The 13,787-nt window shown below is 61.0% G+C and carries 13 protein-coding genes and 1 pseudogene; 5 read left to right on the forward strand and 9 right to left on the reverse strand.

Annotated features, from left to right (window positions below; translation table 11 throughout):
* Positions 1–469: 469 nt before the first annotated feature.
* The 5 genes from nikE to nikA are packed head-to-tail and all read right to left on the reverse strand — an operon-like array spanning position 470 to position 5,385.
* The gene (nikE, locus tag ETEE_RS15245; RefSeq protein ID WP_034164287.1) at positions 470–1,282 is read right to left on the reverse strand and encodes a nickel import ATP-binding protein NikE; all 813 of its coding nucleotides are present in this window, start codon (positions 1,280–1,282) and stop codon (positions 470–472) included.
* Positions 1,279–2,043 (reverse strand): nickel import ATP-binding protein NikD, encoded by a 765-nt coding sequence (nikD, locus tag ETEE_RS15250; RefSeq protein WP_034164286.1) that lies wholly within the window; start codon positions 2,041–2,043, stop codon positions 1,279–1,281. The genes nikE and nikD overlap by 4 nt, the downstream gene beginning before the upstream one ends.
* Positions 2,043–2,876: a nickel ABC transporter permease subunit NikC gene (gene nikC / locus ETEE_RS15255; RefSeq protein WP_005294026.1), complete on the reverse strand. Its 834-nt coding sequence runs from the start codon at positions 2,874–2,876 to the stop codon at positions 2,043–2,045. The genes nikD and nikC overlap by 1 nt, the downstream gene beginning before the upstream one ends.
* Positions 2,873–3,817 (reverse strand): nickel ABC transporter permease subunit NikB, encoded by a 945-nt coding sequence (gene nikB, locus ETEE_RS15260; RefSeq protein ID WP_034164285.1) that lies wholly within the window; start codon positions 3,815–3,817, stop codon positions 2,873–2,875. The genes nikC and nikB overlap by 4 nt, the downstream gene beginning before the upstream one ends.
* Positions 3,817–5,385 carry a nickel ABC transporter substrate-binding protein gene (gene nikA, locus ETEE_RS15265; protein WP_034164284.1) on the reverse strand — a complete coding sequence of 523 codons (1,569 nt, stop codon included), beginning with the start codon at positions 5,383–5,385 and terminating at the stop codon, positions 3,817–3,819. The genes nikB and nikA overlap by 1 nt, the downstream gene beginning before the upstream one ends.
* A gap of 342 nt (positions 5,386–5,727) precedes the next feature.
* Between nikA and nanR the strand changes: the two genes are divergently transcribed.
* The 5 genes and pseudogenes from nanR (at position 5,728) to nanQ (ending at position 10,692) form a co-directional block, all read left to right on the forward strand.
* A complete protein-coding gene (nanR, locus tag ETEE_RS15270; protein WP_034164283.1) occupies positions 5,728–6,519 on the forward strand; it encodes a transcriptional regulator NanR in 792 nt (263 codons plus the stop codon).
* A gap of 134 nt (positions 6,520–6,653) precedes the next feature.
* Positions 6,654–7,550, forward strand: coding sequence for an N-acetylneuraminate lyase (nanA, locus tag ETEE_RS15275; RefSeq protein WP_034164282.1), 897 nt, complete (start codon positions 6,654–6,656; stop codon positions 7,548–7,550).
* Between the two features lie 120 nt (positions 7,551–7,670).
* Complete coding sequence (locus tag ETEE_RS15280) at positions 7,671–9,161, forward strand: MFS transporter (RefSeq protein ID WP_034164281.1); 1,491 nt, start codon at positions 7,671–7,673, stop codon at positions 9,159–9,161.
* 280 nt (positions 9,162–9,441) lie between these two features.
* Entirely contained in the window at positions 9,442–10,218 is a 777-nt protein-coding gene (locus ETEE_RS15285; RefSeq protein ID WP_034164280.1) for an N-acetylmannosamine kinase, read from the forward strand.
* Positions 10,218–10,692: pseudogene (gene nanQ / locus ETEE_RS15290) on the forward strand (N-acetylneuraminate anomerase). The gene ETEE_RS15285 and the pseudogene nanQ overlap by 1 nt, the downstream one beginning before the upstream one ends.
* A 48-nt stretch (positions 10,693–10,740) precedes the next feature.
* On the opposite strand, the gene ETEE_RS15295 reads toward nanQ, so the two are convergent.
* From ETEE_RS15295 to ETEE_RS20380, 4 genes are all read right to left on the reverse strand, one after another.
* The gene (locus tag ETEE_RS15295) at positions 10,741–11,319 is read right to left on the reverse strand and encodes a TetR/AcrR family transcriptional regulator (RefSeq protein WP_034164418.1); all 579 of its coding nucleotides are present in this window, start codon (positions 11,317–11,319) and stop codon (positions 10,741–10,743) included.
* Between the two features lie 83 nt (positions 11,320–11,402).
* Positions 11,403–12,767 carry a flavin monoamine oxidase family protein gene (locus ETEE_RS15300; protein WP_034164279.1) on the reverse strand — a complete coding sequence of 455 codons (1,365 nt, stop codon included), beginning with the start codon at positions 12,765–12,767 and terminating at the stop codon, positions 11,403–11,405.
* Positions 12,768–13,105: 338 nt separating this feature from the next.
* Positions 13,106–13,402: a DUF202 domain-containing protein gene (locus tag ETEE_RS22370; RefSeq protein WP_071844174.1), complete on the reverse strand. Its 297-nt coding sequence runs from the start codon at positions 13,400–13,402 to the stop codon at positions 13,106–13,108.
* A 9-nt stretch (positions 13,403–13,411) separates the two neighbouring features.
* Positions 13,412–13,777, reverse strand: coding sequence for a YidH family protein (locus ETEE_RS20380; RefSeq protein WP_045426876.1), 366 nt, complete (start codon positions 13,775–13,777; stop codon positions 13,412–13,414).
* Between the last annotated feature and the right edge of the window lie 10 nt (positions 13,778–13,787).

Here is a 13,787-nt window from a genome sequence, read left to right on the forward strand (position 1 = left end):
TAAAGTGGCGCGGATATGAGCCGTCTATTACCTTAGTGTAGTCGTGGAGAGTAAGGGCGTTCTCAATCCTCAGCTGGAAGAGGAATACAACATAATACTTATGCTGAGATATAGTTTATCTTTTCCTTTTAGTATCTATTATCATTCAATTGATTCTATTCGTGTCATATGATTGAAATATCAAAATAATTGATGCTGAATGTTTTTTATTCAAAAAATTAGTTGATAGCGTGTGATGTCACCGCCTATTTCACCGATGCGCGCAGGGGGAGAGCGCGTCAGAAAGAAGGGCCAGCGCCGCCTGACGGAATGGGGCTAAGGTCAATCCATCAGGTTAACCTCCTGCAGCAGATCGCTCGCCGAGGGGCGTGGATGCTGACGGGGTATCGCCGTGAAAGGGGCCTCGCGCCGAAGGGAGAGCGGGGCGTATGACACGCCCCTTTCACCGCCTGAACGGCGCCAGGCAGGGTTAGCGGGACGCCGCGTCTTCCGCCGGTGAGCGGCGTCGCGGGGGAAAGGCGGGCAGCACCGCCTGCTGGAGTGCCTGCCCGGCGGCGGAGGTGAGCGTCAGGCGTTCACCGACGCTCTGCGTCTCGACGATCTGCCCCTGATCCATCACGAGTACCCGCTGACAGAAGCGTTCGACCAGGCGTAGATCATGGGTGATGAACAGGTAGCCGGTGTCCCGCTGCTGCTGGATCCGTTTGAGTAACGCGATGATCTCGGCCTGTAACACCAGGTCGAGACTTGAGACGGCCTCGTCGAGGATCAGCAATTTGGGGTTGACCACCAACGCCCGCGCCAGGCAGACGCGCTGGAGCTGGCCGCCGCTCAGCTGGGGAGGGCGCTGATCGAGCACCCCCTCGTCCAACTCCACCGCCTGCAGTATCTCGCCGGCCCGCACCCGCTGCTCCGCCGAGGAGAGCGACAGCAGATGGCACATCGGCTCGCGCAGGATCGCCCGTACCGTCTGGCGCGGATCGACCGCGCCGATCGCATCCTGGAACACCAGTTGGATGTCGCGGCGGAACGCCTTTTTCGCCCGGCGATCGAGCTGTGGCAAGGGGGTATCATGCCAGCATACGCGCCCCTGCGTGGGCGACTCCAGCCCGACTAACAGGCGCGCCAACGTGCTCTTGCCGCAGCCGCTGCGCCCTAGCAGGGCGACACTCTCGCCGCGATGCAGTTGCAGCGAGATCGTCTGGAGAACCGGTTGCGCCTGGCGTCCCAATGCCGCGTGGCGATAGTGGTGGGAGAGGGTCTGCGTACTGAGTAGGTTCATCCGGCGATCTCCAGGCCATACAGGGCCAAATGCGCGGCGACTAACGCCCGCGTCACGGCGTGGCGTGGTGCGTGAAACACCTGCTCGACGGCGCCCTGCTCCACCACCCGCCCCTCGGCCATCACCGCCACATCGTCCGCCAGGCGGGCGACGACCCCCATGTCATGGGTGATCAGCAGTATGCCGGGCGCGCGTTGGCGCATGATCGCCGCCAGCAGATCCAGGACGCGCGCCTGGGCCACCGCGTCGAGATCGGTGGTCGGCTCGTCGGCGATGAGAAACGGCGCGTCGCTCAGCAGCGCCATGGCGATCATCATCCGTTGCAGCATGCCGCCGCTCATCTCGAAGGGATAGCTCTGCAGCACCCGCTGGGGATCATCCAATCCGACCGCCGTCAGGGCGCGCGTCAGCGTGTCGTCGTCTGCCGGCGTCGCCAACGCCAGGCAGGTTTCTCGGGCATGGCTGGCCAGGGTGTGCAGGGGATTAAAGGCGCTGCGCGGATTCTGCATGATGGTGGCGATATGGCGGCCGCGCAGCGCGGCGGGGGCGATGGGCACGCCATCCAGCCGGATCTGCCCGGCCAGTTGGCGTACCCCGGCGGGCAAGACGCCCAACGCGGCGGCGCAGGTCAGGGACTTGCCGCTGCCGCTGCTGCCGACCAACGCCAGCACCCGGCCGCGTCGTAGGGTCAGCGAGACCTCGTGCACCAGCGGGAGCGCCGCCTGGAGAGAGATCTGGTGTAAATCGAGTCGTTGCGGCATCAGTGTGCGTGCTCCGTTACCAGATGGGGATCGAGATGGTCACGCAGTGCGTCGCCCACCAGATTAAAGGCCATTACGCTGAGGAACAGCGCCAGGCCGGGCCAAAACATTTGTAGCGGCTGAGTCCAGATGTACTGGCGGGCGTCGTTGATCATCACCCCCCATTCGGCGGTCGGCGCCGCCACGCCGAGGCCGAGGAAGGACATGCCGGCGACGTGTAGCATCATGTGACCGATGTCCAGCGTCGCCAAGACCAGTAGCGAGGGGATCACCGCCCCCGACAGGTGGTCGACGAATATCCGGAGATGGCTGGCGCCGGAGAGGCGGGCGGCGAGGATGTACTCGCGCTGGCGTAGGGAGATGACCAGGCTACGCACCATGCGCGCATACCAGGCCCAGTGCGACAGGGCGATGGCGATGATCACGTTGGTCAGGCCGGTGCCCAGCACCCCGACCATGAAGAAGGAGAGGATCGAGGTCGGAAAGGTCATGAACATGTCGGCGAGGCGCATGCTCGCCTGATCGATGCGCCCGCCGAGTAACCCGGCGCTGCCGCCGATGATCAGGCCCAGCGCCAGTACCAGCAGCAGGCAAGCCAGTACCGATCCCAGCGAGACGCGTGTCGCGGCCAGCAGGCGCGAGAGGATGTCACGCCCCAGATGGTCGGTGCCGAGCCAGTGTTGGCCATCCGGCGCACGCAGGCGCGCGGCGAGATCGATGGCGTAGGGATCGTGTGGCAGCCAGTAGTGGCTGCTGAGGGCGATTAGCGTCAACAGGGCGATGAGCAGCAGGGCCAGGCGCACCGACCCGCGGGCAGAGCGGTAAAAATTCATGCCTGTGCTCCCTCGTGACGGCGAATACGCGGATCGAGCGCGGCGTTCAGTAGGTCGACCGCCAGGTTACAGAGCACGAAGACCACCACCATGATCAGGGTGAAACACTGGATCACCGGATAGTCACGATTGAAGATGGCCGACACGGCATAGCGGCCGACGCCGGGCCAGGCAAAGATGTTTTCGATGATCATCGTGCCGCCGATTAGCTCGCCGATGTGCATCCCGACGGCGGTGACGATGGGCAGCGCGGCGTTGCGCAGGATATGACGCCGCTCGGTCTGGCGGCGATCCAGCCCGCGCAGCCGCGCCCACGTGACGTGGCGCTGACCGGCGACCTCCAGCATGCTGGCGCGCAGTAGGCGGGCGTTGATCGCCAGCGACATGAAGGCGATCGAGGCGGCGGGCAGGATCAGATGACGCCAGCTGCCGTAGCCCATCGCCGGCAGCCATTGCAGGTAGACCGCGAAGAGCATCACCAGCAGGAAGGCCAACCAGAAGTTCGGCATCGAGACACCGAGGAAGGCGATCAGCCGGACGATGAAGTCTGGCAGGCGATCGCGATGGCGCGCCGCCCAGATCCCCAGCGGAATCGAGATGAGTAGGATCAGCAGCAGGGCCGCCCCCGCCAGTAACAGCGTCGCGGGCAGGAAGCCCAGCACGTCATCCAACACCGGGCGCTGGGTGGCGTAGGAGAGGCCGAAGTCTAGCTGTAGCGCCCGCCATAGCCAGTGGGCGTACTGCATCCATAGCGGCTGATCCAGCCCGAGCATGGCGCGGGTGGAGGCGACCATCTCGGGAGTCGGCGGGAGATTGGAGAGGCGCAGGTAGTCGAGCGCCGGATCGCCGGTCCCCAGGCGCAGCATCAGGAAGATGAGTAGCGAGGCGGCGAAGATCATCGGGATTAACAGCAGCAGGCGCCGCACAACGTAACGCCACATCAGGGGGCCTCCGGGGTGATCTGTTCGAAGGGGATCTCCGAGGCGATGGGCGCATACGGGATGGGGCCGAGCGCCGGCTTCGCGACCACCATCGTCGAGACATAGCTGATGGGCAGATAGACCGCCTGGCGATGTAGTCGAGTCAGGATGTCTCGATACAGCTCCCGGCGCTGTTGCTCGTCGCTGGTGGTGAGGACGTCGCCGATTAGCCGATCGATCTGCGCCTTATCGGGCAGGCCGCGTTGCGCCTGGAAGTCGGCATGCGACGGGACGCGCATCGAGCTCATGAAGGCGTGCGGGTCGTAGGGTGCGCCCCAGGTCCGGTTGAAAATCATGCCGAAGCGGCCATCACGCTGGCGGGCGAAGATGCTGCTCTCCTCCTCCGCGACGAGCGTGATGTCAACGCCGATCTGGCGCATATCCCCTTGAATGATCTCGGCCATCGACTTACTCAGGGCGTCGGTGCCGACGAAGGCCAGCTCGATGCGTAGCGGCTTGCCCTGTTTTTCACGGATCGTTTTGCCTGCGGGCAGTAGCCACCCCGCCTGTTCTAACCGCGCGCGAGCCTGCTGGGGGTCATACTGCCGTGGCGCGAGCCCAATGTCGGCGTAGGGAACGCTGGGGGCGAACAGAGTATCGGCCACCCGTTGGGTGCCATACAGGGCGTGAGCGATCAGCGCGGGCTTATTGACCGCGTGATTCAGCGCCTCACGCACCGCCAGCTCGTCGGTCGGCGCCTGGGCGGAGTTGAGCGCCAGCACGACCGTCTCGACGGGGGCGGAGAGCTGCGTGCGGTAGCCGGGGGTCTGGCTAAAGCGGGCGAAGGTGTCGAGGGGCAGCAGCCCCTCATTGCCATACAGCAGATCGATCTCGCCGGTCTCGAAGGCCACGGCGCGCGTGGTGGCGTCGGGGATCACCTTGACGGTGATCTGACGCAAGGCCGGTTTGTGGCCCCAGTAGCGTTCGTTACGCACCAACACATCGTATTGATTGAGTTTGCTACTTTTTAGCATCCAGGGGCCGGTGCCGATCGGTTGCTGGATACCGAGATGGCTGCCCTGCGCCTTGAACTGTGACGGGGCGATGAAACGGAAGGGGCGCGGCAGCGCCAGCTCCTGCAGGAAGGGGTAGTAGGCGCTTTTGAGGGTGATCTGCAACGTCTGCGGGGCGGTCGCCTGGACGTCGACGATCTGATTGGCCAACTCCAGCCAGGCGTGGCGCTGGCGATTCGCCAGTACCGCGTGGAAGTTGGCGGCGGCGGCCTCGGCATCGAACGGCTCGCCGTTGGAGAAGGTCACCCCTTGGCGCAGGACAAAGGTCCAGACCTTACCATCGGCGGAGTGGTGCCAACGCTCGGCCAACCAGGGGATCACTGAACCATTCGCCTGGTACTTGACCAGCGGTTCATACACCATGCTCTGGGCGAACATCTGATTAGGGGCATACAGGTGTGGATTCAGCGGTCCGACATTGGTCGGCCAGGCGGTGGTGATTTGCTCCACGGCGGCGTGGGCGAATAGGGTGGCGCAGCTGAGCAACGCGCAGAGGGTGCGGCGGAGTCGGGACAAAGCGGTGGCCTCAAGTTAGGGATGAGTAATGAGTATGATGATTTTATAAATTCTGCATACGATTAATGTGTGATGGATCAATGAAATGGCAATATGTAAAAATATGTTGCTGGCGTGACCTGCAGGACCGATGAGATCGGCGTGATCGGGCCGGGGGGGCGTGCTTCATATCGTCCGGAGGGCAATCGATATGGCGGCGGCGATACCGGGGGAGGCGGGTCGGGAATAGGCCGCTGCTCGCTGACCGTGTCGTAGCCTACCTAGGGGGCGTAGCGAGGTTTCCCCCTGTTTTCGATCCTGTGTTAGGATAAACGGGTTTACCGTGATTGACTGCTGACCTGAATGGACGCTATGAACGACTTCGATCCCACCACGCTCTCCTCGCCTGCGGCTATCGGCCATAACCTGCGCCGTCGTCCGTTGGTGCGCAAGAAGCTGTCGGAGATGGTGGAAGAGGAGTTAGAGCAGATGATCCGCCGCCGCGAGTTTGGCGAGGGAGAGCAGCTGCCCTCCGAGCGTGAGCTGATGGCGTTCTTCAACGTGGGCCGTCCGTCGGTGCGTGAGGCCCTGGCGGCTCTGAAGCGCAAGGGGTTGGTGCAGATCAACAACGGCGAGCGCGCCCGCATCTCGCGCCCCTCCGCCGATACCATCATCGGTGAGCTGTCCGGCATGGCCAAGGACTTTCTCTCCCATCCGGGGGGCATCGCCCACTTTGAACAGCTGCGCCTGTTCTTTGAGTCTAGTCTGGTGCGCTATGCGGCCGAACACGCGACGGATGCGCAGGTCGCATTGCTCGAGCAGACCCTGGCCATCAATAGCCAGTCGCTGGACGACAACGCCCTATTTATTCGCTCCGACGTCGATTTCCACCGGGTACTGGCCGGGATCCCCGGTAATCCGATCTTCATGGCGATCCATGTCGCCCTGCTTGATTGGCTGTTGGCGGCGCGTCCTGCGGTCGCTGATGCCGATCTGTATGAGCATAATAATACAAGTTATCAACAACATATCGAAATCTTCAACGCCATCCGCCGCCATGATCCCGACCAGGCCGATCGCGCGTTGCAGACGCATCTCAACAGTGTCTTCGCCAGCTGGCAAACCCTGAGCGCACAGTCGTCATCCGACGAATAGTGACGATCCTAACGATCATTTAGTGAACTCGATCGCACAATAACGCTGTGGTCGTGGGCTGTCGATTATTTAGTCTGGTATAACAGGTATACAGGTATGTAGTTAGACAATATACACTATCGACAGAGGTCATCATGGCAAGAGAGTTAAGAGGCGTAATGCCCGCATTGTTAACACCGTTCGACCATCAACAGCGGCTGGACACCGAGAGTCTGCGCCGCCTGGTGCGGTTTAACATCGCACAGGGCATCGATGGGCTGTATGTCGGTGGCTCCACCGGGGAAGCCTTCATGCAGAGCCGGGAAGAGCGCGAGCAGGTGCTGGAGATCGTCGCCGATGAGGCGCAGGGGAAGGTGACCCTGCTCGCCCACGTCGGCGCGATCGGCACGGCGGAGAGCCAGCAGTTGGCCCAGGCGGCGCGGCGTTACGGTTTTGACGCCGTCTCGGCGGTCACCCCGTTCTACTACCCCTTTAGCTTCGCCGAACACTGCGACCACTACCGTGCCATCATCGAGGCGGCCGATGGCTTACCGATGGTGGTGTACAACATTCCGGCGTTGAGCGGCGTGAAGCTGACGCTCGATCAGATCAACACCCTGGTCACCCTGCCGGGTGTCGAGGCGCTGAAGCAAACCTCCGGTGACCTGTACCAGATGGAGCAGATCCGCCGCGCCCATCCCGACTTGGTGCTCTACAACGGCTACGATGAGATCTTCGCCAGCGGCCTGCTGGCCGGGGCCGACGGGGGCATCGGTAGCACCTATAACATTATGGGATGGCGCTATCAGGCGATCGCCCGGGCGCTGCAAGCGGGTGACGTGCCGACGGCGCGCTCGCTGCAGAGCGAATGCAACCAGGTGATCGATCTGTTGATCAAGGCCGGGGTATTCCGCGGGTTGAAGATGGTGCTGCACTATATGGATGTCCTCTCCGTACCGCTGTGTCGCAAGCCGTTTATCCCGGTTGAGGCGTGCTACTTGCCGGCGCTGAAGGCGTTAGCCGAGCAACTGATGGCCGAGCGGGCGGGTTAATGGCCTAACCTCCATGCGGGAGGCGTGACGCCGTTCCGGCCGCACAACGCGAGGAACCTAGGCCGGCTGTCCGCGCCTCCCTGCACATAACAATGAAAAACAGAGCATCGGGAGAGTGACATGAGTAGTACAACCCAGAACATCCCGTGGTATCGCCATCTCAATCGGTCGCAGTGGAGAGCCTTTTCCGCCGCCTGGTTGGGGTACCTGCTTGATGGTTTTGACTTTGTTTTAATTGCCCTGGTATTGACCGATGTTCAGGCTGAGTTCGGGCTGACGACGGTACAGGCGGCTAGCCTGATCTCCGCCGCCTTTATTTCCCGCTGGTTCGGCGGGCTGATGCTGGGCGCCATGGGCGACCGCTACGGCCGTCGTCTGGCGATGGTATCCAGTATTATCCTCTTTTCCGTCGGGACCTTAGCCTGCGGCCTGGCGCCGGGCTACACCACCATGTTTATCGCCCGCCTGGTGATCGGCATGGGGATGGCGGGGGAGTATGGCTCCAGCGCCACCTATGTCATCGAGAGCTGGCCCAGGCAGCTGCGTAACAAGGCCAGCGGTTTCCTGATCTCCGGCTTCTCCGTCGGCGCGGTGGTGGCGGCTCAGGTCTATAGCCTGGTGGTGCCCACCTGGGGCTGGCGCGCCCTGTTCTTCATCGGCATCCTGCCGATCATCTTCGCCCTCTGGCTGCGTAAAAATATTCCGGAGGCACATGACTGGAAAGAGAAGCATGCCGGTAAGGCGCCGGTTCGTACCATGGTAGATATCCTCTATCGTGGTGAACATCGGGTGATTAACATGCTGATGACGGCGGTCGCCGCCATCGCCCTGTGGTTCTGCTTCGCGGGTGACTTACAGAATGCGGCCATCGTGGCGATCCTGGGGCTGCTGTGCGCCGCCATCTTCATCAGTTTTATGGTGCAGAGCAGCGGTAAACGTTGGCCCACCGGGGTGATGTTGATGGTGGTGGTGCTGTTCGCCTTCCTCTACTCCTGGCCGATCCAGGCGCTGCTGCCCACCTATCTGAAAACCGAGCTGGACTATAGCCCGGCCATCGTGGCGCAGGTTCTGTTCTTCAGTGGCTTCGGCGCGGCGGTTGGCTGCTGTGTCGGCGGTTTTCTCGGTGACTGGCTGGGTAGCCGTAAGGCGTATGCCTACAGCCTGCTGGCCTCTCAATTACTGATTATCCCGGTGTTTTCCATCGGTGGGACGCAGGTTTGGGTACTGGGTATTCTGTTGTTCTTCCAGCAGATGTTGGGGCAAGGCATCTCGGGGATCCTGCCGAAGCTGATCGGCGGTTACTTCGATACCGATCAACGGGCGGCCGGTTTGGGCTTTACCTACAACGTCGGGGCGCTCGGGGGCGCATTGGCGCCGATCCTCGGGGCGTTGATCGCCCAACGTCTGGATCTCGGTACCGCCTTGTGTTCTCTCTCTTTCAGCCTGACCTTCGTGGTGATCCTGCTGATCGGTCTCGACATGCCCTCGCGGGTACAGCGTTGGCTGCGTCCGGAGGCGCTGCGCACGCACGATGCGATCGACGGCAAACCCTTCAGCGGCGCGGTTCCCTTCGGTGGTTACAAGGGTAACGTAGCGAAGAGTAAAGGGTAGGTGGTCAGAGGTATATCGGCTCGGCAGTTTACCGGGCCGGTTGTGAGGGGGCGGGAGGGATATTGCGTATGTCATGTCTTGAGCGTGCGGCGCATTGCACCAGCGCGCCGCGGGGAGCCGTCATCCCCTGCGTGCCGGCGCTGACGGGCGCCTGGTCGGGGTACCGGCGATGCGGGGCCGCATTAGGTCAACACGGCGGGAGGCGTAGCGTCGCGGTATCTTTCCTACGCCTGACACAGCCAGATTTCGGACATCGCGCCGCGGTAGGCGGGGTAACACGATGAGTACGTTAGCGATCGATATCGGTGGGACGAAGCTGGCCTGCGCCCTGGTCGGGGCGGATCGACAGATCCGTGAGCGGCGAGAGCTGCCGACGCCGGCCAGCCAGACGCCGGATGCGCTGCGCACCGCCCTCCAGACGCTGGTGGCGCCGCTGCAGCGCCAGGCGTCACGCGTCGCCATCGCCTCCACCGGCATCATCCGCCAGGGGACGTTGCTGGCGATCAATCCCAGCAACTTGGGCGGTTTGCTGCGCTTTCCCCTGGTCGAGACCCTTCGCGAGCTGACCGGGTTGCCGACCTTGGCGCTGAACGATGCTCAGGCCGCGGCCTGGGCGGAGTATCAGCCCCTAGCGGTGCAGGTGCGCGACATGCTGTTTATTACCGCCTCCACCGGTGTCGGCAGCGGTATGGTGCGGGATGGGCGTCTGGTGCAGGGGCAAGGCGGATTGGCGGGCCACATCGGTCATACCCTGGCCGATCCCCAGGGGCCGCGCTGTGGCTGTGGCCGGGTGGGCTGTGTCGAGGCGATCGCCTCGGGATGCGGGATCGCGGCGGCGGCACGCGGGGCGTTGGCCGGCGCCGACATCAAGGCGGTGACGGATTGCCAGTGCGTGGTGATCGGCGGCAGCGTCGGGTTGGCCGAGGGGTATTTGCAGCAGGTGGCCCAGTTTTTAGCGGCAGAACCGGCGCCCTATCAGGTGGCGCTACGGGCGGCGTATTATCGCTACGATACGGGACTGTTGGGCGTGGCATGGCTGGCGCAAGGAGAGGGATGATGCTGCTGGGCGATGTACAGGGGCTGAATGGGGCCGGACTGCATCCACGGTTACACGCGGCGTTGTGCCGTGCCTTGGCGGCGATGCCAGACGGCGGCGGATAAGGCACCGGGGCGCTATGCGTTGGACGGCGACGATATCTTTATGAATGTCATGTAGCTGACCACGCAGGTACTGCAGGAGAAGGCGGCGGAGCTGCATGCGGACTATATCGACATTCAGCTGCTGCTGAGCGGGGAGGAGCGCATCTTCTACGGGGGTGCCGGTACGGCGCGCGCCTGCGAGGCGTGGCGTGAGGAGGAGGATTATCAGCGGTGTCAGCAGATCACCCGTGAACAGTGGGTCATGCTGCATCCCGGGATATTTGCCCTCTTTATGCCGGGCGAGCCGCATAAGCCGGGCTGTCGGGTGGGGGAGGCGCAGGCCATCGCCAAGGTGGTGATCAAGGTCCGCGCCAGCCTGTTGGCCGCCTAAGTTAGGCCGCCGAGAGGTGACCGGTTGCTGCGATCTGGCGCGCCGCGCTTAGTGGATCAGGCGCTGCACGACGTCCATGATCTCCTGCTGCGCCAGGGCGACGCCTTCGGGGGTCGGATCCAGGATCAGCTCATCGGCATAGCCATTGATCAGGGCGATGATCTGGCGCGCGCGGCGCGGGGCGTCGGCAATGATAAACTCGCCCACCTGCGCTCCGCGTAGCAGGATGTTCTGCAGGGTGCGGTGCCAGTCAACGAGGATTTGGCTGTAGCTGGCGGCAAACTGTGGGTCGCACAGCGAGGCATTCCAGGCATCCAGGTAGATACGCCAGGAGGCGTCTTGATGAGTGGGTAAGTTATCGCGAATAAACACGCTGAGTGCCTCGCTGGGCGTCAGGGGCGCCAGACGACGCTCCAGCTCGGCGATCTCGTGGTGAAAGAAATGCTCCACCGCACAGATGGAGAGGGTGTTCCAGTCCTTGAAATAGTGGTAGACATGGCTGCGCGCCAGCCCCGCTTTTTCGGCGACGTCGCGCGTCGATACCGCCGCCATTCCCTTCTCCTTAAACAGGGCCAAGACCGTCTCGATAATCATGTTTTTGCGTTGTTCGGTGGATGGACGCGCCATGGTAACCTCGTTCGTCATACCGCTATGGAATGCCATGCGCTGCACGGCGTTGGCGCGTATTATTACATGTTCGGCTGCGAAAACTAATGGTTTACTATCTCTTGTGCCGCCTGTAAGCCGGAGAGTAGAGCGCCGTGGGCGGTGCCATAGTATCGGCGTGAGGCAGCCTCGCCGGCGAAATAGAGCCGATCCGCCACCGACTTACCTAAGGTGCGCCGATCGCGCGGGGTCGAGCCGGTGCGGTAGTAGGAGTAGGAGCCAGCGCTGTAGGGATCGCGGGACCAGCGGGTGATTTGGTAGCGTAGCGGCTGCGGGATCGTCGGGCCGAAGAGGCGCTGTAAGACCCCCATGGCGTCCGCGACGATCTGTTGATCGCTCTGCGCCTCCATGGCGACGCCTTGGCGCGCCGCGTTAAAACCGAGCAACACGGGCCAGCGGGCGGCGCGGGCGAAGCTGACCCACTCGCTCCAGATGCCGGGCTGCGGGGAAATATACTCTAACCAGTCGATATCGTCGGGCCAGAAGATGTGGGGAAACTGTAGGTAGCATTTATTCAGCGTACCCATGCCGAGGCGCTGAATGGCACTCAGTTTGTCGGCCGGGAGCGCGGGGGAAAACGCCACGTGACCGCGCTGCAGCACCCCGAGCGGCAGCGTGATCACGACGCGATCGGCCTGGAATACCCGCCCCTGCAGGGTGTGCACGCTGACGCCCGTCGCCGAGTAGTCGATCTGGCTGACCACCTGGCCGAGGGCGACGGAGAGCCCTTGGGCGAGATGATCGGTGATCTGGCTAAATCCTTGCGGGAAGAGGGCGTCCTCGCCGCCGAAGGCCCAGTCGTCATCGACGTAATAGGTCGACATCTCGCCGAGCGCGCCTGAGAGCTCCTGCTCCAGGTTCGAATTGAGCAGATACCAGATGTTGAGGCGTTCGGCGGGGCTGGCATCCTGGACGATTTCCGCAACGGTGGTCAGGATACTCTTATCCTGGGTCGCCGACTGGCCCTCCTGGATCGCCTCGAATAATACCGCCTTGAGGCGGTCTAAGACGCGCTCTTCCCTGGCGCTCAGCGGGTGGCCGTCTTGGGCGAAGACCAGCGCCTCCTCGTAGTGCGTTGGCTGCAGGCGAGCACCGATCTGCTCGGCGATACCGGTCAGGGGATTCTTCCGGGTACCGTGGATCCAGGTGGCGCCGAGATCCAACGGCATCTCCGACCAGGCGTGGCTGGTCCAGATACGTCCGCCTATCCGTTGGCGTGCCTCCACCACCTGGACGGCGAATCCCTGCGCCTGCAGCGTTCGAGCGCAGGCCAAACCGGCTAATCCCGCGCCGATCACCAGCACCCTATCGCGCGTGGGGCGCCGTTCGGCGGCGTGTGTCGGTAAGGCGCCGAGCCATAGCGTCGCCAAGGCGGCACTCATCATGCGTAACATCTTTCTACGGTTCATCTCATTCATTCCGGTCGACGGCGTGTCGGTGTGAGAGACACCAAAGGGGCACGCGCGATTAAGTATAGTTATTCCGCGGCGACGCGTTGTGCGATGGTGTGCCAGGCGTAATAACGTGCGCTCTTTGTACCACTGAGCGCCTCGCGCGGGGGCCGTGGTGTCCTGGCCTCTTCCCTTTGTTCAGTATCTTTAAAGGATGGTTTTTCTTTAAGTTAAGGTATAAGTCAGGGGAGGTCATATGTTCCCCCATGCTCAAGTTATAGAGTAGGACTACTACCTGTGAGTGGTAAAAACTATTTAGTAATTAATGAGTTTAGCAATAATGTAATCATGAATTTCTATTTCAGTAATATAATCTTCATGGTTTTCATGATTGTAATTACAGATATAATAGTAACCAAAGCTAGCATTGAATTTAAACGCCAAAATGAAGATTGTGAGAATTTTATACTCAAATAGCTGTTACTGAGTAGATGTATTGTCAATATGAATAAAATAAAAACAAATATATAATTATAAGTGGTAATAAATAACCTTGCTAAATAACTAACTAAGATAATACAGGAAAGGAATGTTCTATGCCAGGATAGAAGAGTTCTTTCATATTGTAGTCCACTATCAGATGATTGAGTCATAGAGATTGCCTATAGTATGTAAAAAATAATTAAAACTGATGCGATGGATATATAAATAGAAAGAATTGGCATGCCGTTCATTAATTTTAAAGGGCGTGAATGCCTCATTGCTATTTCATTATCTCTCCAACGGAGCCATGAGAATATACTAATGACAGCCCCCATCATTGCCAATGAAAGTGCCAGAATGCTCCATTTTAATGGTAAATTATAGTGTAATATCAGTTGATCAAGAGCAATTGCACTAGCAAGTAAAGCTAATGATGTTCGAATCCAAGCTAAAAAAGTTCGCTCATTAGCTAGAGAAAAACGATAGTCTGGTCGTTCTCCCTCTTTCCACCATGGATTTAATTTGCGTTCAAATAGACACTTCATTCTTGTTTTC

The sequence above is a fragment of the Edwardsiella anguillarum ET080813 genome (assembly GCF_000264765.2).
In the GTDB taxonomy this organism is placed as follows: Bacteria; Pseudomonadota; Gammaproteobacteria; order Enterobacterales; family Enterobacteriaceae; genus Edwardsiella; species Edwardsiella anguillarum.